Annotated in this window: 21 protein-coding genes and 1 other annotated feature; of the genes, 6 read left to right on the top strand and 15 right to left on the bottom strand. The window is 38.2% G+C overall.

All coding sequences use genetic code 11. From position 1 onward, the window contains the following. The first annotated feature begins 10 nt into the window (after positions 1 to 10). On the top strand, positions 11 to 196 hold the full coding sequence (locus GX497_01965) for a YbdD/YjiX family protein (protein HHY71994.1): 186 nt from the start codon (positions 11 to 13) through the stop codon (positions 194 to 196). Between the two features lie 95 nt (positions 197 to 291). On the opposite strand, the gene GX497_01960 is transcribed toward GX497_01965, so the two are convergent. The 12 genes from GX497_01960 to GX497_01905 all read right to left on the bottom strand — a co-directional run bounded on the left by GX497_01960 (position 292) and on the right by GX497_01905 (position 11,858). After that, positions 292 to 1,422: a cytochrome c class I gene (locus GX497_01960; GenBank protein ID HHY71993.1), complete on the bottom strand. Its 1,131-nt coding sequence runs from the start codon at positions 1,420 to 1,422 to the stop codon at positions 292 to 294. A gap of 2 nt (positions 1,423 to 1,424) precedes the next feature. Beyond that, positions 1,425 to 2,759 carry a cytochrome c gene (locus tag GX497_01955; protein ID HHY71992.1) on the bottom strand — a complete coding sequence of 445 codons (1,335 nt, stop codon included), beginning with the start codon at positions 2,757 to 2,759 and terminating at the stop codon, positions 1,425 to 1,427. 232 nt (positions 2,760 to 2,991) lie between these two features. Further along, positions 2,992 to 3,438 carry a YaiI/YqxD family protein gene (locus GX497_01950; protein ID HHY71991.1) on the bottom strand — a complete coding sequence of 149 codons (447 nt, stop codon included), beginning with the start codon at positions 3,436 to 3,438 and terminating at the stop codon, positions 2,992 to 2,994. 15 nt (positions 3,439 to 3,453) lie between these two features. Beyond that, a complete protein-coding gene (locus tag GX497_01945; protein HHY71990.1) occupies positions 3,454 to 3,897 on the bottom strand; it encodes a DinB family protein in 444 nt (147 codons plus the stop codon). A 364-nt stretch (positions 3,898 to 4,261) separates the two neighbouring features. Next, the gene (locus tag GX497_01940) at positions 4,262 to 4,930 is read right to left on the bottom strand and encodes a phosphoribosylanthranilate isomerase (GenBank protein HHY71989.1); all 669 of its coding nucleotides are present in this window, start codon (positions 4,928 to 4,930) and stop codon (positions 4,262 to 4,264) included. Positions 4,931 to 4,939: 9 nt separating this feature from the next. Further along, complete coding sequence (locus GX497_01935) at positions 4,940 to 5,674, bottom strand: indole-3-glycerol-phosphate synthase (GenBank protein ID HHY71988.1); 735 nt, start codon at positions 5,672 to 5,674, stop codon at positions 4,940 to 4,942. A gap of 1 nt (position 5,675) precedes the next feature. Continuing rightward, positions 5,676 to 6,707, bottom strand: coding sequence for an anthranilate phosphoribosyltransferase (gene trpD / locus GX497_01930; protein HHY71987.1), 1,032 nt, complete (start codon positions 6,705 to 6,707; stop codon positions 5,676 to 5,678). 37 nt (positions 6,708 to 6,744) lie between these two features. Beyond that, positions 6,745 to 7,521: a tryptophan synthase subunit alpha gene (locus GX497_01925; GenBank protein ID HHY71986.1), complete on the bottom strand. Its 777-nt coding sequence runs from the start codon at positions 7,519 to 7,521 to the stop codon at positions 6,745 to 6,747. After that, positions 7,514 to 8,698 (bottom strand): tryptophan synthase subunit beta, encoded by a 1,185-nt coding sequence (trpB, locus tag GX497_01920; GenBank protein ID HHY71985.1) that lies wholly within the window; start codon positions 8,696 to 8,698, stop codon positions 7,514 to 7,516. Before trpB ends, GX497_01925 begins: the two co-directional genes overlap by 8 nt. A gap of 55 nt (positions 8,699 to 8,753) precedes the next feature. Next, positions 8,754 to 8,999 (bottom strand) — a binding site (T-box leader). 285 nt (positions 9,000 to 9,284) lie between these two features. After that, positions 9,285 to 10,475 carry a pyridoxal phosphate-dependent aminotransferase gene (locus GX497_01915; protein ID HHY71984.1) on the bottom strand — a complete coding sequence of 397 codons (1,191 nt, stop codon included), beginning with the start codon at positions 10,473 to 10,475 and terminating at the stop codon, positions 9,285 to 9,287. Between the two features lie 121 nt (positions 10,476 to 10,596). After that, on the bottom strand, positions 10,597 to 11,343 hold the full coding sequence (locus GX497_01910; protein HHY71983.1) for a hypothetical protein: 747 nt from the start codon (positions 11,341 to 11,343) through the stop codon (positions 10,597 to 10,599). Between the two features lie 44 nt (positions 11,344 to 11,387). Continuing rightward, complete coding sequence (locus tag GX497_01905; protein ID HHY71982.1) at positions 11,388 to 11,858, bottom strand: Hsp20/alpha crystallin family protein; 471 nt, start codon at positions 11,856 to 11,858, stop codon at positions 11,388 to 11,390. 216 nt (positions 11,859 to 12,074) lie between these two features. Between GX497_01905 and GX497_01900 the strand changes: the two genes are divergently transcribed. The 5 genes from GX497_01900 to sstT all read left to right on the top strand — a co-directional run bounded on the left by GX497_01900 (position 12,075) and on the right by sstT (position 14,483). Next, positions 12,075 to 12,302 (top strand): hypothetical protein, encoded by a 228-nt coding sequence (locus tag GX497_01900; protein ID HHY71981.1) that lies wholly within the window; start codon positions 12,075 to 12,077, stop codon positions 12,300 to 12,302. Positions 12,303 to 12,325: 23 nt separating this feature from the next. Continuing rightward, complete coding sequence (locus tag GX497_01895) at positions 12,326 to 12,577, top strand: hypothetical protein (protein ID HHY71980.1); 252 nt, start codon at positions 12,326 to 12,328, stop codon at positions 12,575 to 12,577. A 12-nt stretch (positions 12,578 to 12,589) separates the two neighbouring features. Further along, entirely contained in the window at positions 12,590 to 12,820 is a 231-nt protein-coding gene (locus tag GX497_01890) for a hypothetical protein (GenBank protein HHY71979.1), read from the top strand. A gap of 28 nt (positions 12,821 to 12,848) precedes the next feature. After that, on the top strand, positions 12,849 to 13,085 hold the full coding sequence (locus tag GX497_01885) for a hypothetical protein (GenBank protein ID HHY71978.1): 237 nt from the start codon (positions 12,849 to 12,851) through the stop codon (positions 13,083 to 13,085). A 165-nt stretch (positions 13,086 to 13,250) separates the two neighbouring features. After that, positions 13,251 to 14,483: a serine/threonine transporter SstT gene (gene sstT, locus GX497_01880; GenBank protein ID HHY71977.1), complete on the top strand. Its 1,233-nt coding sequence runs from the start codon at positions 13,251 to 13,253 to the stop codon at positions 14,481 to 14,483. Between the two features lie 89 nt (positions 14,484 to 14,572). On the opposite strand, the gene GX497_01875 is transcribed toward sstT, so the two are convergent. The 3 genes from GX497_01875 to GX497_01865 all read right to left on the bottom strand — a co-directional run. Beyond that, the gene (locus tag GX497_01875; GenBank protein ID HHY71976.1) at positions 14,573 to 15,841 is read right to left on the bottom strand and encodes a LysM peptidoglycan-binding domain-containing protein; all 1,269 of its coding nucleotides are present in this window, start codon (positions 15,839 to 15,841) and stop codon (positions 14,573 to 14,575) included. A 176-nt stretch (positions 15,842 to 16,017) separates the two neighbouring features. Beyond that, positions 16,018 to 19,590, bottom strand: coding sequence for a cyclic nucleotide-binding domain-containing protein (locus tag GX497_01870; protein HHY71975.1), 3,573 nt, complete (start codon positions 19,588 to 19,590; stop codon positions 16,018 to 16,020). Between the two features lie 312 nt (positions 19,591 to 19,902). Next, positions 19,903 to 20,237: transposase (locus GX497_01865; protein HHY71974.1), on the bottom strand; the 335-nt coding region annotated here is incomplete at its 5' end.

Below are 20,237 nucleotides of genomic sequence, written 5' to 3'. Positions count from 1 at the left end.
ATTGTACACTATGAATGATTGGCTAAAACAAGTAAAATGCAATGTCAAAACCATTTTCGGGCTACCAAATTATGAAAAATACGTTGAATATCATAACCGTAAGCACCATAACGAACCATTAATGTCAGAAAAAGAATACTATGTCTTCGCTTTGAAAGAGCGCTATGAAAGCGGGAAGGTTAATCGTTGTTGTTAATGCAGTATAAAAAGGTGTCTGGCACGACTTAAGGAAGCCTACTTAGCTGTAGGCTAAAACCTTAATCACTATGCTAGACACCTTAGTCGATAAATTTATTTTTCTACAAAGGCTTGAATAGTTAAAGTTTCCGCTTGAACCGTTGGTGGATTTAATTGTTGATGTGGTTGTACATAAGATTCTCTTACTTCATATCTCATCCAACCCATAATGGCAATCACAACGATAAAAGCTGTTGCCGCTAAATTAAGCCAACGCTTTGCATCTGTCTTCATCACCATATACAAGAAAAATATCAATGCTACCGTTCCAATTATTGAAACAATTAAAAAGCTCGTTAAAAGCATATTCTCGCCCATATAAAGCATCATCTTGTCTTTTTCTAGACTGATTAACACAAGGCTACCGACCAAAATTTGCAGAATCGTTGTCCAAAAAGCCGTTTTTACACCAAACCGCTTTCCTTCTTTATATACATCTGCTTCGATGTTCGAGTTTTCTTCGGCAACCGCTACTTCAGCGTGTGCACTATTATTGCATCCATTATTTTGTTGCATTTTCTTGAACTGTCTGTTGTTATACATATACATAAAAATACCCATGACAGCAAAGCTTGATAATACAAAGTGTGCATAGCGTTGCCACACTTGCGGGTAATAAAATAAGCCGTGGAAGAATCCTTTTGATCCTGCCCACATTTCAGGATAAAGCATTGACACTACATTCACGATAAAAATTAACGGTACGAATAAAAGTAATAGTGTTCCAGATACTCCATAAACTAAATGAAGCCCCTTCTTTTCCTGATAACGATTCCATGAAAATTTGTAAACGTACAATAAGAGAAAAGCAACGATAATGATAATAATGAGACTCAACCATGCCTTCCCTATTAAAATCGTGGAAGGATAGAAAAATTGAGAATAAATAACACTAATTAACAGCATCGGTGCGACACCTAAGACAACGGCAATACTTTTGTAAATCGATGTTTGTGTTGCCAATTGAAGCGCTAGCTTATCATACACTTTATTTTGCAACCGTATTCCCTTTATTTCATTTATTACCGAAAACACTGCACCTGCAATAGTAATATTTACAAAAATGATATGACAGGCAAAGCTAAATACGATTAAAAATTGAAAAAAACTAACATTACCAGGAATCGGAAGTTCGAAATCATTCGGAATCAACGATTGGACTTGAAGCAATAATAAATGTTCCATCCCTATTCTCCTTTCGCCACTCGCTGTACTTCTTTGTTATTTGCTGATGTTGCAATATAATGAGCTAACGCCTCTAGCTCCTTATCCGTTCCAACGAACGGCGGCATAAATGGTCTTGTTTCATGTAATGTCGATATATAAGAGGCTAGCGTATCCTCAGGCCAACCGGCAACCCTTTGACTAAACGCCCGTTTCGTTCTCCAACCATCAATTGTATGACATGCCATACATTGCCCTTTATAAAGCGCCTCGCCAGCTTCGTATTTATTTTCTTCTGTTACTTCATCCACACCTAGAAAGCTCATTTGTGGTAAATAACCTTCTGTTTTATACATTTCAACATTTTTAGCTAAAACACCATTCGCATACATATAGTCATAAATGATAAAGGGCTTCCGTACGGATTCACGAACCATCTCAAACTCGCCAATATACCCAATACAAGCTATCCAAACTGCGATTCCCAAAATAGTTGAAACCTTCTTTGGCTTCATAAAAGCCCAAATCGTATAAATGATTAAAATAGCAAGACCTACTATATTAATCGTTGTAAACATATTATTTGACATACCTGTTGACCAAACAATTTGATCATAGGCTTGTTTTGGAATTCGACTTAAATACCACGACCCAAATATTAATAACGCAGGTAAAGAAATGAGCATTATTTTACTAAATACAGAAAAAATATCGCCTTGCAGTTCTTGATTTTTAATCTTAAATTTAACAATCAACGTAATAAACGATGTCGCTAACACAATTGCCACAAATGTTCTAAAGAGTAATGACGGTAAATACGTTGGATTAAAAAACGCATTCCAGAATGACAACGTTTCAACCCATAAACCAGGCGTTAGCTTGGCAGCTAAAATACCGACAATAATGGCCATTGTAAGCCATGAAGCAACCGCTAGAGCATAACCGATTCGTAAATGAAGCTGCTTTTTCGCATCCTTCCATTTATCCCAAGTATAATAATAAATAATGATTAAAATAACCTCCGTACAAAAGACAATCCACTCAACAAACCATGCCCAGAAAAAAATCCGTAGCATTGACCCAATCGAAGCTGGTTCAATAACAGTTGTTGTAAACCAAATACCAACACCTGTCATCGCTCCTGCCGTTGTCGTTACAATTAAAATCCATTTTGTTAACATTCTTGCAACATCATCAAGCTTTTTATTATTGGTTTTGTACGCTTTATGCTCAAGCGATACAGTTAAAGCAGTTGCACCGACAGCCACACCATGACTAATAAGAACATGAATAGTTGCAATTATTGCAATAACCATCCCATTTCCAAGCCACGGAAATTCAACGACTGGAAAATTCATTCTATTCCCTCCATTCAGTTTTAAGACCAAAACAAAATTAATAGAAATATATATTTGCTTATTGAGGAGCTCCCACAAACAATACTAAATAACAATTATGAAATATATAGAAAGTATCTGTGTTTTTTTAGTCGAAATTATATGAATTTATATTAAATAAAAAAAGCCTATATCTAATAGAGATATAGACCTACTTACATTTATTTAAATAACTTTTATTATTGTTAGGGAGTCAGACTCCTTTTACTTTTTCACATAATTGCTTTAGGTTTTCTTCAAAGTAAAGATCCGCTTCCTTTGAACGCTTTTTTGGCCCTTTTGTACGACCGCCAGCTTGGCGGATTTTTTTTGCAAGATGGCGTGAAAATAACAACTGGTCAATATTTTCCGCAGTATATAAGCGCCCATTTTGATCAATAGGAAAACCTTGCTTAGCTAAAACCATCGCCGCTAAACCATAATCTTGCGTGACAACGATGTCCCCTTCTTGGACACGATTAACTAAAACAAAATCAACAGCGTCCGAACCTTTCGAAACTGTAATTGTTTCTGCCCCTTCTCTCTCCATGTAATGTGATGTATCACATATAAGAATAACTTGCATCTCAAATTGCTTTGCCACTTTGATTGTCAAGTCTATTACAGGACAAGCATCTGCATCAACTAAAATTGTAGTCATCGAATTGAACGAACTCTAAGCTAGAAATCTGCTCATTGCATGGATTTGCCCAGTATGGTTGCTTTCATGATAAGCAGCGAAACTCGCTAACTCGTCAAATGTATGATTTCCTAAAATTCGCTTTGGCAGCTTTTCTTGAAAACGTTCATTAGGAATTTCTTTTATCCGCTGGAGCTGGCCCTTTAATTGTTCAACTAAATTTGCCACAGTTGGAACATCACCTTGCCAATCAGACGGACTTGAGCCATAGCTAAATAGAGCGCCATACTCTTCAGGAAGTTTGTTTAGGCCGCCAAATAAAAACTGCTCTGCAGCTACTAAAATATGTCCGAGCTGCCAATGGATTGTATTATTATATCCTTGCGGCTTGACATTGAATTTTTCCGATGCTGTTTGCTCAATTGTCTTAAATATACTTGTTCTCGTTAATTCGAATTGCTTTTTTATTAAATCACTCATCATGTAATTCCTCCTCCAAGATTTATTTACAAACTACTTCAAATTATACAAAAATTTATATATAAATGTAAAATATTCGACCTTTATATGATAGATGGGATATTTCCAACACACAAGATAGTATATTAATATACTTTAAAATTAACTACATTAGGAACACACGGGGCACATGTTACGTTTGGTTTGTTCTGGGGCTTATCCATCTTACTAGCCCTTGCAACTGTTTTCGGTACGCTATTATGTATGATTTGGGGTATTATTTAATATTAAGGTTTAACCTAACAATATGTTCTTCAAATTTTGGGAATCATGCACTCCGCATGATTCCCGTTTTTTACGAAAGCTTAACTAGCTATTAAACTAATTAGCAGCTTTTCATAAACTCTAAAATCCTCTCAGCATCTTTCTTACCTGGCTTTTCTTCAACACCTGTCATAACATCAACAGCAAATGGGTGCACTTCATTTATGAGTGATTGAATGTTTGTTGGATTTAGACCACCTGCCAAAATAACCGGTAATGTACTTTCTTTTTGTATCGTACGAAAGGCCGATAGATTTACCATTACACCCGTCCCACCCGGCATAGACTCAGTATAAGAATCTACTAATATAGCGGAAAGACCTGTTTTAGAAAGTTCATACACAGCCATAGCTGGGTCATTAATTTCAAAATTACAGTTTCCTTTGCTGTCAATACGTAAAGCCTTCATTGTTTTTATTCCATATATGCGTAGCTCACTAGCAATTTCTTTTACCTCAGACAATGTTTCCTTATAGTGAAGTTGAACGACATTTGGTCTTGTTTCAAGTGCAATATCAATGACTTTTTCGACTGTTCCCCCTGTAACAACACAAGTGCTAACAAATGGTGGCACATGTTGAATAAGTTCTCTAGCTTCATCTATTGATAAATCCCATGGAACAGGTGTCGGATAATCAACTACAAAGCCAAGCATATCCACGCCTGCTTTTATACACAACTGGACATCCTTATTATTCATTAGGCCGCAAATTTTCACGCGTGTCTTCATAAAAACGCTTTACCCCCTTGGAACGCTTAACTGCTGGTACATTTCCACAGGGTCCTTTGCTCGCAATATTGCTGTTCCAACTAGCACCCCATGTGCCCCTGCCGACGTAGCTCGCATCACGTCCATTGAAGAAGAAATAGAACTTTCACTTAAAACGAAAGTGTTGGGTGGCATAATTTGCGCCAACTTTTCAGTTGTATTCACAGTTCCATCGTCCATTTCCCACTCAAGAATATTGCGATTATTTATCCCTAAAAATGTAAGCTGCGGGACATCTTTAATCGCTTTTATTTCTTCTTCGTTATGAGTTTCTACTAAAGGCTCTAAGCCTAAAAAATACGCATCATCAATAAGTCGATAAAGCTGGTCTTTTTCTATAATAGAGGAAATTAGCAAAACTCCGCTTGCTCCATAGTCTGCACTCTCCTGCAATTGTTCCCGTGTTTTAATGAAATCCTTTCGTAAAATAGGAACAGGGACAGCCACGGCAATCTGTCGCAACAAATCCAACGAGCCTCCATAATGCTCTGATTCCGTTACAACTGAAATAACAGGTGCTCCTGCTTCTGCCAAGCGTACTGCCAATTCAACAGGGTCTCTCCCAAGCATCAAGTCACCTTCACCAGGCGATTTACACTTAATATCAGGGATGACAGGTGTAATGCCTGTTCGGTATTTTTCCCAAAGGGGGGTCGTACATATAGTCCTTCGATCGTTTAAATCCCCTGTTTTATCCATTTTCATTTCAATTCACCACTTTATAATCATTTGAAGCAGTAATAAGGTCATTTAGTTTCCGTTGTGCAGCTCCGCTATCAATAATTTCATTAGCAAGTTTAATTCCCTCTGCAAAAGAATCCACCTTTTCACCAATCATTAAAGCGCCCGCAGCATTTAAAACAACCGCTTGGCGACGTGGACCTTTATCTTTTCCAGAGAATACATTTCTAATCATATTTGCATTTTCTTCAGGAGTACCAGTGACAATTTCATCTAGTGTACAACGCGACATGCCAAAGTCTTCAGGAGCAATTTCGTAAGTCGTAATCTTGCCGTTATTAAGTTCATTAATTCTTGTTTTACCTAGTAGTGAAATTTCATCTAAACCGTCCAAACCATGAACAAATAAGGCACGCTTGTAGCCTAATGAAAGTGCAACCTGCGATACTGTATCTAACAGTTCAGGACGATAAACACCTAACACATGCTTTGTAGCTTTGGCTGGGTTGATAAGCGGTCCAATAATCGTATAAAAAATGGTCTTAATGCCGAGATCTTTTTCAGGTGGCAATACTTTCCCCATGACCGGATGATATAGGGGTGCATAAAGGAAAGAAATTCCGACATCTTCAATTAGTTTCTCAACTGCCCTTGTACTTAAATTAATTTCAACATTCAACGCTTCTAAAACGTCAGCACTTCCTGAAAGGCTAGAAATAGAGCGACTGCCGTGCTTTGCTACTGGAATCCCTGCAGCTGCCGCCACAAACGCAACCGATGTAGAAATATTAAACGTGCTAAGTCCACCGCCCGTTCCACATGTATCCATCATTTCGTCATTTACTTTTGGATTAATTTGAATACAATTATCGCGCATGGCCCTCGCAATCGCTGCAATTTCTGTTAACGTTGGCCCTTTCATTAATAGGGCTACCTGAAAACCAGCAATTTGTACCTCGCTCAGTTCATCATTTTTTATCGCGACAATTAAGCTATACGCTTCCTCTGCAGTAAGATCTTTTCTTTCCGTTAATTTTTGCAAAATGTTTTTAATCATCTCAATCTCTGCTCCTCTCATTATTGGCTTTCTAATCTCAACTAATCGCCTTCTTCATTTCCTTTACATATTCAACAACATGCGGTACACAGCCAAAACCGTATTCGGCAATAATCCTAACGATTGCACTTCCGACAATAACCCCGTCAGAAAAGGCAGCCATTTTTTTAGCCTGTTCTGGTGTCGAAATACCAAAACCAATTGCACATGGAATGTCTTTGATCTCTTTTACAAGTTGAATCATTTTCTCAACATCATTGCTAATCTCTTGGCGTACACCAGTAACGCCCATTGATGAAACAAAATATACGAAGCCTTCTGCTTCTTTCGCAATCATGCGAATGCGGTCATTTGATGTTGGTGCAATCATCGAAATTAATGTCACATCATATTTCAAGCAAGAAGGTTCGATTTCTTCCTTTTCCTCAAATGGGAGGTCAGGCACAATCACAGCACACACGCCAGCATCTTGGCAGTTTTTCATAAAACGCTCTGTACCATAAGTGAAAATTGGATTAATATACGTCATAAACGCGATTGGCACCGTACATGTTTCGCGGATGCGCCTCACCATCGCAAAAATTTTGTCCGTTGTTGTACCCGCTTCAAGAGCACGAACATCAGCATCTTGAATGATAGGCCCTTCAGCAACCGGGTCGGAAAATGGAATGCCAAGTTCAATTAAATCAGCGCCCGCTTCCGCCATTTGCAGTACTAATTGCTCAGTTATTTCCAGCGATGGATCCCCCGCAGTTATAAATGGTATAAATGCTTTGCCATTTGCAAATGCTTGTCGTATTTGTATTTTACTCATAAATTTGCTCTCCTTTGTAACGTGCTATTGCAGCAACATCCTTATCTCCTCTTCCTGATAGACAGATAACCATGATTTCATCCTGACCCATCGTAGGGGCTAGTTTTTTCGCATAGGCAACTGCATGGGCACTTTCAATCGCCGGTATAATTCCTTCCATTCGTGAAAGGTATTCAAATGCCTCGACCGCTTCATCGTCAGTAACAGGGACATATTGTGCCCTGCCGATATCATGAAGATTAGCATGTTCAGGTCCAATTCCCGGATAATCAAGTCCCGCTGAAATAGAATGAACAGGAGCAATTTGCCCATATTCATCTTGACAGAAATAAGACTTCATCCCGTGAAAAATACCAAGAGAGCCAGTTGCAATCGTTGCTGCTGTTTTTTCTGATTCAATACCATGACCTGCAGCTTCACAGCCTATTAAGCGAACACCTTCATCTTCAATAAATTCATAAAAAGTACCAATCGCATTGCTGCCGCCACCAACACAGGCTAAGACTGCATCAGGTAGTCTACCTTCCATTTCCTGGATTTGACCCTTAATTTCACGACCAATTACACTTTGAAAATCACGGACAATCGTTGGAAATGGATGTGGACCCATGACAGACCCAAGGACATAGTGGGTATCATGGACACGCTGTGTCCATTCACGCATCGTATCATTTACAGCGTCTTTCAATGTCTGGGTGCCGCTTGTTACAGCATGCACTTTTGCACCAAGAAGCTTCATCCGGTAGACATTTAGTGCTTGCCGGTCCGTATCCTCCTTCCCCATGAAAATCTCGCATTCTAATCCTAAAAGCGCAGCCGCGGTAGCCGTTGCCACACCATGCTGGCCTGCACCGGTTTCAGCAATGACCCGCGTTTTCCCCATACGTTTTGCTAAAAGCACTTGGCCTAGTACATTATTGATTTTATGGGAGCCTGTATGATTCAAATCCTCGCGCTTTAAGTAAATTTTTGCGCCGCCAAGGTCCCTTGTCATTTTTTCTGCAAAATAAAGCAGTGACGGTCTCCCTGCATATTTATTTAGTAAGCTATTGAATTCCTCAACAAATTCTGGATCATTTTTAAAATGATTATACGCTTCCTCAAGCTCAATCACGGCATTCATCAGTGTTTCTGGAATGTACTGACCACCATGAATTCCAAATCTTCCTTTTGACATGTTTTTTCAATCTCCTTTTTTATTGAATAAAAAAAGCCTTTATCCCTTCCAAAAAGAAAGGGACAAAAGCTTTTAACTTCTGCGGTACCACCCAAATTGACGATAAACGTCCACTCAAAACTGTATACAATCATATACATCCTACTGATAACGGACAGGTTTCCGTAAGCGCCTACTATCAAATAGAGTTCAGGCTTCCCTCGCAAGTCCATTCAGAATAATTATTGCAACCGCTTCTCACCAATTAGCGGCTCTCTGAGTACAAATCATTACTCCTACTACTCTTGCTCAACGGTTTAGTAATTTTGAGAATATTTTAACACTTGAGGCAACGTTTTGTCTATACTAATTTTTTGGTACAAGGAAGTTGGATATGATGAAAGGTCCGGGCACTTCAAACCAAGCTTATGGGGAGCTAGTGACCGTGACCTTGGATTTTCTTCCTATATAGGCACTAGTAGCTTGTTCTAGTTACCGTCGCTCTGCTTTTTTTACTTTTTCGGGCACTAGAAACCTGTTCTAGTTACCGGTACCCTCCATTTTCTCAACATACAGGCACTAGCCGTATCTCAACTTTGATGCTATCTTACCTTAAATCCTCAAATTCTTTAGCAATTCTTTCGAAAGCCTCTTTTATGATTGGCCTTGGAGAAGGGAGGCAAATTCTTTGATAAGGCAATCCTTCTTCACCAAACATACTGCCATCTTCTAAAATAACATTCGCCCTATTATAAATTCGGTCATGTACTTCTTGCGGCGAAATTCCGTAGCCGCTGAAATCCATCCACAGCAAATAAGTGCCTTCAGGGACTCTCACTTTGACCTTAGGCATTCTTTCTGCTAAAAATTCCATCACCCATTCGATTGTGCCATCAATATATTCTTTCAAATGCTCCAACCACTCTTCTCCCTCATTATAGGCAGCAATCAACGCAGCGATAGTAAAAGGCGATGGTAATTGCATGCCAATTTCTTTAATAAATAACTTTCTCAAGTTTGCGTTAGGAATGATCACATTTGTACAATGTAATCCTGCAACATTAAAGGTTTTATTAATAGCTGTGCAAGTAATGATATGGTCAGTCTTCTCAGTAACTTTTGTAATTGGAATAAAGGTTTGATTACATCTTATTAAATCCCCATGAATTTCGTCAGCAATAATTAGTACATCGTTTTGCGCACAAATATCAGCTAATTTCTGAAGCTCCTCCTGATTAAAAATCCTGCCCGTCGGATTATGTGGGTTGCACAAAATAAACAATTTCGTATTTTCCTCTTTCGCTTTCGCTTCAAAATCAGCAAAATCAATGGAATAATAGCCATTTTCATCACAGATTAAGGCATTATTCCTTACTATTCTGCCATTGCTTTTAATAACACTTGTAAACGGTGGATAAACTGGGCGTTGGATGATTACCCCGTCACCTGGTTTGGTAAAAGCCCTTACAGCCATATTTAAAGCATGAACAGTCCCTGGACTATAGACGATTTCCTCTATTTTGATATCCCAATCATGTCTTTTTTTAAACCAAGATTGAATGGCTTTATAATACTCATCTGGAAAAACAGAATACCCAAAAACACGATGGTCGACCGTTTTATGCAATGCATCGATTACAGGTTGGGGAATAGGTAAATCCATGTCTGCTGTAAATAACGGCAGCGTTTCCCCATCATATCTTTCGGTGATTCCCATTTTTTTAATAAATTCGCCGCCATCCCATTTCATCGAATATGTATTGCGACGATTGACAATTTCATCAAAGTTATATTTCATAGAAACTCATCCTCCAGTTTTTAAAGAGTATGCTATTTATTTAATAATAACCCTTGCCAACTTTTTTATGAAATTTGATGTGCCACGTTTTATGCAATTACGGCTATCAATCTCCAGACTACTAGTCTTCCTCGATAATGATATCTGTGTATGGAAACTCATCGTCTTCACCCATTGAATCCGGATTCGTATTGGCTGTATCGTTTTTCATTTTTTCCTTTTCCGCTTTCAATTCGGTCATTTCATCTTTTTCCTCCTCACTTACTTCCCTTGGAATGTCAACCTTTCCATATGTAGCGCCAATGTTAAGTGCTCCACTCAATGTTTTGATGCCAAGTTGAGCAAAATTATTGTTCTGCTCATATTTGTCCAAATAAAGCTTATCTATATATAGGCACTTAAAATCAGTTTCCTTTTCATTCATTAATTCATTACATTTTTCCATAAGCTCATCTACTCGTTTGACAAGCACTGCTTGTACTTCATTAACCAATACGAAATGATTCTCCAAAGCACTAATCCTCGCATTAACCTCCGTGCAAAACTTGACGTGTTTACCCTCACTACACTCCATCATGGCCGAAATTTGATTTTCCAATGTTCTTATTCTTTCATACATCTTTTCTTCTTTTTCGACAAAAGCGGCTAATTTCTCAGAAAGAAGGCGGTCTATAATTGTTCGTAACTCTTCCTTTCCCACCGTTTCCCCTTCATTACTGCCACTTTTATACATTGAAAGCCGAAACTGTTTTTCAAATTCCAATAATTTTTTTATATGAACCTCAAGGGCATTTATTCGCAAAATTTGTTTTTCTAAATCATCCGTGTTGACTACCGTTTTTTCCTTTGAGCTATTTTTAAAAAGCATAGCAAATCCCCTTATTCCTCGTCATTAAATCGTCAATTGGCCTCTTACTCAATCGGTACATGCTCTTCATTTTTAAATTGCCGTTTATATGACACCAAAAGTAACCCATTCGTAAATTTTGCCCTAATTTGATTTGGATACGTTGGTTCTGGAAGTTGGATAATCCGTTCAAAAGCCCCGTGGTATCTTTCCTGCTGTACTAGTTCTCCTGGAATCATCCGATTGTTGCAGCCTTTTATTAATAATTTTGTCCCTGATACAGAAATTTGAATTTCTTCCTTCAAATATCCAGCCAAGTCAGCTACCAATAGAACTTCCTCATCGGTTACGTAGATATCTGTAGGTGGAAATTTTTCATTTTGTTTAAAATTGGGCGGAGACTCACCAGCCTCCCCAAAGTTATTATTTTTCATGAATTCGTCAAAAGGGGACTGGTCGAAAATGTCACTCCAAAAATTGCTTGTTTGATACTTCTTCGCTAGTTCTAGCCACTGTAAGATCTTATTCATGTCCATAGTTGAACCTCCCGGCTATGTACCCCATGACAAACGAAATTTCAAGGTGATGTATTGCCATCCTATTTTATATTTATTCATTCACTTTTAAAAAAAGCATTGAAAATCCAAAAATGGGGCTTAAACGATATGAGTGATGGGTAGACACATAATTTTTCCTTTAGAAGCATATCTATTAACATTGGGTTACGAAATGGGGAAGGAAGGAGAAAATCTATGTTCTTTTTACCAACCAATATAAACATCAAAGATATTAAACTCAATAACGTTGACCACTTAGGAGCAGTGTCCTTTAGTTCCACGATTAAACAGAATCGAAATGCGAATGCCAAGAAAAATCAAGGTTTTGGGCAGCAGCATGCAGATGGGGCAGTTAGAGTTGAATCAATCTCTTTTACAATAGATGATGAAGCTGTGGATTTCATTACAATTAAAAGCAATTAATGTATCTTAGGAGGGGTGCAATATTGGTTGGACCAGTGCCATACATCAACATAAATATTAATATTATTAAAGTGAATTCATTTGAAAATGCATCAGCTATTAACGTTGGCCAAAACCTGTTAGCTGAATGGCATAATTCGGATAAGAAAAACATGGGACTTGGGCAAAATATGGGTGACGGTAGCAATTTCTTTGGGACGAGAAGCTTTGTCGATGACAGAGATCAGCTTGATTCTAATGCTGCTTTTGAAACAACTAATTTACCTCCCCTTTAAGGAGTGAAATCAATGTTTGCACCGGTTGCCCTCAATATTCTTGGAATTAAAATCAACTCAATTGACCATGGCGCAGTCACAAATCTTGGGCCAAGTCAACATTTGGATCAATTTGTTTCATATAAGCGAAACCAAGGAATTGGCGAAATGAATGGGGATTTATGCACTTATTCACTATCCCTCTCCTGGGTATCGGATGCAGATTTGCTTGACAAACCAACAATTAAGTCAAGTTTCTTTTAACACATAATATAAAAACGGGAGTGATTACATGGTTTTTCTCTCACCGATGGTCGTAAATGTCCTAGGGTTTAAAATTAATTCAATGGATAATGGTGCTAACGCTAATATGGGCCCTTTTCAATTGATTGACCAATTAGTAACTTACAAACGAAATCAGGCGTTCGGAGAACAAAACGGAGACCTGTCCCCTATTGCTTTCCCAACCGCAGCTGTTTTTGATCCGGATGCAAGTGATAGTAACGCTATTAAGAATAGTGTAGTTTAAATCGACAAGTCTTAGCATTTGTCGATTTTTTTTATTTCCCTGCTCTTAATTCCTATTTTAAAATAATTCACAATCGACGAAATTCATGGTAGACTAATTATTGCAATATATTATATGTATATAGCTACATCTATAATACACAGCAACTGTGCAGGGGGGAAATGTGTGAAAAATTTAATTCTAAAATGGAACAAAATTAGTTTAGTAAAGCGAATACTTATTGGTATTATACTTGGTATTATTTTAGCTTTAACAATTCCTAATGCTGGAAAGTGGATTGCGATTTTCGGTTCTTTATTTGTAGGTGCTTTGAAAGCGGTTGCGCCGATATTAGTGTTGTTCTTGGTAATGTCCGCTATCTCCCAACATAAAAGTGGGCATCCAACAAATATGAAATCTATTATCACCCTATATGGTATAGGTACATTCCTAGCAGGATTTGTAGCTGTCGTGGCAAGCTTTCTTTTTCCGGTTAGTTTATCGCTTGGAACAAGTGCCGAAGACCTTACTCCTCCTGAAGGTATTATAGAAGTACTAAAAACATTGCTATTTAACATTGTTGCCAATCCAATTGATGCATTATTACATGCCAATTATATCGGCATATTAACTTGGGCCGTCGTTCTTGGTATTGCCTTGAAAAATGCATCTGATTCTACAAAAAATATGCTTGCTAATTTTTCCGATGCAATCTCTCAAGTAGTGAAATGGGTTATTAATTTAGCACCGATTGGAATTATGGGACTTGTCTTTGATGCTATTGTAACTAGTGGGCTTTCAGCCTTGCTTGCTTATGGAAAATTACTGATGGTACTAATCGGCTGCATGCTTTTTGTTGCACTCGTTATGAATCCAATCATCGTATTTATTAATATTCGTAAAAATCCATATCCACTTGTCTTAAAATGCTTACGGGAAAGTGGTATTACAGCATTCTTTACGCGCAGCTCTGCTGCAAACATTCCAGTCAATATGAGCTTATGTGAAAGACTCAAATTGGACAAGGATACGTATTCAGTATCAATCCCATTAGGCGCGACCATCAATATGGCTGGTGCTGCTGTGACAATCTCTGTCTTAACCCTTGCAGCCGTTCACACTCTCGGTATTAAAGTGGATATTGCAACTGCGCTTATTCTTAGCGTCCTATCCGCCATATCCGCTGCAGGCGCTTCAGGAGTTGCCGGTGGGTCGCTCTTACTCATTCCACTAGCGTGTAGCTTATTCGGCATTCCAAATGATATTGCCATGCAAGTCGTTGCTGTAGGATTTATCATCGGTGTTTTACAGGATTCCTGTGAAACTGCATTGAATTCCTCCTCTGACGTACTTTTTACCGCAACAGCTGAATATATGAAAATGCGCAAAGAAGGAAGGGAAATCATTATTAAGTCCTAGGGGCTGGCATTGTTTTTGATATGGCAAAGACAGGTGAATTAATATTAGACAAAATTAATCGCCAAGTGCATGTTGCACTTGGCGATAATCTATTGAACCCCAGCTGCCACTTTTATTTTCTCCTGATGGTAGTTATCAATTTTTCCATCTTTATGGCGCGTACTATTTCGAAAATGTAGATCAAAATGACCTTCAAAATCATTATCTAAAATCGATTGGATATCGTGTGGCATAAAACTCATTGAGGCTGCTATTGTTCGGCCTTCAACTTCAACTAGAACAGCTCTAGTGTTCCAGCTAAAATCACCCCACAACTCTTTCGCAGCTGCCGTATCTTCTGCTGTCAACGGCTCACAATCCGCATGATTTGTGCCATAGCTACGGCGGATTAGGAAGGAAATACCGGTTTCAAAGTCTGTTACAGTTGCAATCTCACCAATCGGGAATAAATATTGCGCTTCTGTCCACCAATCTAAATACTCTCCATTTTGATTGCTTACTTTAGATGAAAGAGGTACTATTCTTTTTGGCAAAAGCAGTTCATCCCCAATTCGTATAATTGTTGATTCTGTTAAATTATTTATGGCCAGTAAATCCTTTAAAGAGATTTTATTTTCAGAACTTATTTTTGAGAGGTAATCACCTTTTTGGACGATATAGGATGTATATTCAAAATTTGTTTTAGTTATGAAATCTTGATTAACTTTAGCGTTCGAATCATTATTACTATCATTCAAGACTATGTTTTCACTTGAAACGGCATCAAGCGTTTCTTTAAAAATAACATTGGCATCATTCTGTGGATACACTTGGTTAGATGACGCTGAAGTAGCCAAACTAGGTCTTAAATATAAAACTTGTCCAACTTGAATTTTGTCATCTTTCAAATTATTAATCTTTTGAATTTCTTCTACTGATAAACCATATTTTTGCGATATTTTATAAAGATAATCCCCTTGTTTAACGATATATTGATAGTAACTCGTTAAAGTAATTACGTCCGCATTCCAATCTACCTTCATATTTAAAGTTTCGGCAATAAAGCGAAGCGGAAGATAGGAAACACCGTCTTTTACAACGATAGGAGCACTGTTTACAATTTCTTCATTAACCTTTGCACTTGACTCCCCTAATTTAAAAGAGATTTTCGTATAATCTTTCGTTATATCCAAAGTTTTGTCCTGATTATTCCAAGAAACTGGCGCATTTAATTGGTTTGTTACTATTTTCGTAGGAACATAACTTAAGCCATTTTCATTTAAAACTGTATTCGTTTGAAGGCGGATTTCTTCCGCACCCACATGCTGTGCACCAACAAACAAAACTGTTGCGATTCCTAAACCTTTTAATAGTCTCATATCCTTCCCTCTCTTTCTGGGACGCGCCCGACACGTATCTTGTCCCATCGTTTAGTAGACGTTGACTAAAAATCGTGGAAAATATGTAGATTACTGTATATTACTATTATAATAGTTTAGTTTATCATGTCTATCTCGATAATAAGAATTTTGAACAATACATAATTAATAAACATTCACATGCGATCTTGCGTTCCTTGGAACCGTTCAGCGAGAACTCGAATAATCCCTTTGAGAACTTCGATTCTTTGAAAACAAAAGGTAAATACTTGTTCTCTCGTAAGTTCCATTACTATCGTTCGACTAGTTGCAGTACAGTCGGCCGATCTTGGTTCTCCATCAATAATAGCCATCTCTCCAAAGCTCTCCCCCATCCCAAGGGACGTCAGTGTTTCTCCCCCCTTATGGACTAAAATCTGACCCTCAATAATACAAAACATAGCATCGCCGTCTTCTCCTATTCGACAAACTTGCTCACCTGCTTCATATACATTCTCCTTCACCATATGTGCCAAATGTAGAAAGTCCTTCTGTGAACAATGAGCAAATAAACTAATTCTCTGGAGCATTAGAATCCGCCGGATCATTTTTTCATTTTTTCCTTGCTCAGATAGGGTTTCAAGCTCTTTCATAACGTTATCTTCTAAGACAGCCGCAATTGCAACTTCTTGTTCTGTAATGACAGCCTTGTCAGCTATAGCTATTCTTGCATTCACAGAACGAAGACGACGAGATAATAGCCTCATCAATTCTAATGCAATCTCAGTTCTTTCAAATAACATATCATAGAATGCATGCGACGTTAGTTGATACAATTCGGTATCCTCCTCGGCAATAATCGTTGCCGACCTCGGACCATCTGTAAGAACAGCCATTTCACCAAAACATTCATTCTCGCTTAATTCAGCGACTTTCGTTGAATTTTTGTAAATTCCAGTTGTTCCTTGTTTTATCAGATAAAGTGAGTCGCCGCTATCCATTTCTTTAATAATAATCGTTTTTTTCTTTATATGTACAAGCTTTAAATGCTGGGCAATTTTGAATAAATCCCTGCCTGATAATTCAGCAAATAACGAAACATTCTTCAACAAACGAACACGTTCTATATATTCGTCCTTTGAACTTTGCACTGAATCATGCAATCTTACATGCTCTATCAATCTTCTCATCCACGAATCTCCTTGTTGATACAGCCAGGCGAGATTTTCCTCTAAAAGTGCTGGGTTTTGTGTTCCTCCTTGAAATGAACTATTCTGTGCGATGATTTTTGTAATCTCTGTTCGCAGCTTTCCACCTAACAATTGATCAATAACTTCAGCGGCATTCGATTGCTGCTGGGCATCGCCAGTTGACCAATTTACATAAACAGCATTTATTGTTTTTGTATCATGGATTAAAGAAAGCAACTGAAATATTCTCCTCACTTGACGAATTCTCATTTCCTTTATTGCCTCTAAAATCAATGCGAATTTTTCAGTAGTAGGGAGAAGTTCACCGCGCTCCGTCCACATCCAATATAATTCAAGCTCCTGCATGATTAATCGTTCACCGTAAGAAAAATCAATTATACAAGAATCGCTCTTCATTCGAACGGCGGATTCCAGAACCTTCTCTCGCATATCAACAGTCAATTGCTCATAGTTTTCTAGCAATGCATTGAATGCGGCTTGTGTCCCTAAAGCCTCAAATACATGAGGTAAATGAAAATGCTCTTGATCAGCGCATAAATAAGGCTTAAGCAACGGAAGGATGACCTTATCTTCATAAGAAGCCATTGCCTCGATTGCTTGCTTTCTAGTCGTGCTCGCCTTCACAAGTGGAACAATATAAGGGATGAGTTCAGGAATACATAGCATACCTGCCGATTTCAATGCACCTATTCGCACTCGCTCTGAAGAATCAGTCAACATTGGGATTAATGGTTTATAAAAACTTTGAATCCCCATTAGGCCGAACAAACTAGCCATCGCCATTCTTTCTTCCTCACAACTACTGCTAAGCATTTCCTTTAATGCTCCAACGGCATGGAACATACCATCAATACCATAATATTTAATTAATCCCGCAATAGCGATTGAACGAATTTCAACATTTTCTTCCTTCAATAAAGAAATCATACGTTCGAAATTTACTTCCTTTGCGTAGGCTGCCATTGCCAATATAGCATTGGAGCGAATGCGAATGTTCGGTGATTCCAAAAAAGGTTCAAGCATAAACTCAGCCTTTTCGGGAATTTCCGATTGAATATACTGCAATACAGCGATTCGAATTTCTTCAGAGGGATGTTGCAACAGTTCTTCTAAATAAGGCCCCATATCGAATCCTTGAATGCTATTCAAGAATTGAAAAGCGTACAGCGCTTGCTGCCTGTCATTGCCAAGTAGAGCTTCAACCATTACTTGAGTACTAGCGGGGTCCATCAAATCTATATGCTCATCTTGAATAGGCTTTGATTGGAGTGTTGATAGCAACAGCGAAAGATATGCTTTCTTGATTTTGATAGCCGCAAAAATACAAAAGAGAAGCAAACCGACGATGATATAACTAAATTGTTCTACAGCTACTCTCCCTGATAAGACAATCAAACTGATAGCTGCTACAGCCTTAGCACCATTCCGAACAATTCCATCAAGAAATCCTTTCGCTCGTCCCCGCCATTCAGGGGGAATAGGAAACATAATCAACTGCGTCACAGAGCTATATACCGTGTCTCCCAACACCTTGTCACTGCCTTTCACCAATGTGGCAAAAGCGAGAATAGGCATCATTAACAACATAAGGCTCCCCGTTAATAACACAAAAGGGAACACAAGAATGGCCGTCGTCACTCCAAATCTCGCAATTAATTTTCCTGACAAAAAAAATTGTACAAGGAGTGCCAACAATCCAGCAAAACCGTAGAAGCTTCCCATAAAACCTGCTAACGCCTCATTTTGTAAGCTTTCTCGTAAAATAATCTTAAACTGATAATCGATAAAAGTTAGTGAAATAACAATTGTTCCTACTACTACTGCTACATATCTTAAGTGAGGAACCGACTGGAATAATCCCTGGTGCTTTTCAATGCCCTGTTCCATCCTCTTTGAAAGCTTCTTTGAATTAGTCTTTTCACTAAAAACTTTGTTGCGGTTTTCGATACCCTTTATAACTAATATTACGAATAGAAGGCTTAACAATTGGAATCCCGCATAAACATAAATTAAATTTTCCGTACCTAGCGGCTGCACGATAAGTTTTAGACCGAACCCACTAAGTATTCCTCCTACAATTCCACCACTCCCCACCAAGCCAATCGTACGTTTTGCCTTTCGTTGATCCATTGTAATAGTAGCAAATTGCCAGAAGCTCACAATCATTAAAAAATTTAATACATCATATCCAATATAAATAACGGGTAATATCCCACTAGTTCCCATACCAATCATGATTCGTGAGCAGATTGCTAAAAATGCCGCCATTACAATAACACCTATGACCAATTGGTCTGTACGAAATCGCCCACATAGACGCTGGTATATTATCCCTACTAACAGTAGTGTTCCTGCTTGCGGAAGATACATATAAGAGAGCATAGATGCGTCATATGTACTGAGAAACAAAGTGTCTGCTGCTGTTCGACCAATTGTGGAGGCGGATACAACGCAGAATAAATAACCAAATAAGTACATGATATTTGAATATTCAAACTGTTTGGAGTGAAACTGACGCACTAGCCTTATTAATAAACGTTCTACACTAAACTTTGGCATATGACTTATCCTTCTCGGAAAAATTGCTGCCATTATCGTTTGGATTTTTTGTCATATTTCTCTTCTTATCTATATATTTTATTTCCTCTATTACATCTTGAATTTCCATCTGCTGTCCTCCTGAATTTGTTCAACTGCTTTATGATTATCACTACCTCAACCAATATATTCCCAGTATATCTGAATGTGAACTACTCCCACCACTTATTGACCTTACGGTCTAATTGAAGTGGGGGCTTCTCGACTTATCGTTACTTTTACTAGCTAACGAAAATTGACCGAGCTAACCCTCTTGTTCCAAGAGTTTTGTTTCTATGCTAAAGCCAATAGGCGAATGCCTTCATTTTTGATATTGATTGCGGAATTATAGTCACGATCTGCTGAATAACCGCATGAACAATGGTAGGTGCGTTCAGATAGTTTTATAGGTTTTTCTGCACCACAACAAGAACATTTCTTTGTGGAAGGGAACCACTTATCAATTTTCACAAGTTGTTTTCCTTGTTCTTTCAGCTTGTACGCTAAAAAGAGCGTGAACATGCCCCAACTATTGTCGTGAACGCTTTTTCCAAAGTGAAAGGCTTGAGACATTCCTTTCATGTTCAAGTCCTCAATCACGACAGCGTCAAAGTCAGAAACCAATTCTT

This window comes from Bacillus sp. (in: firmicutes) (genome assembly GCA_012842745.1).
Lineage (GTDB): Bacteria > Bacillota > Bacilli > Bacillales > Bacillaceae_J > Schinkia.
Note: the sequence above shows the minus strand (reverse complement) of the source record. Positions and strands in the feature narration are given on the sequence as shown.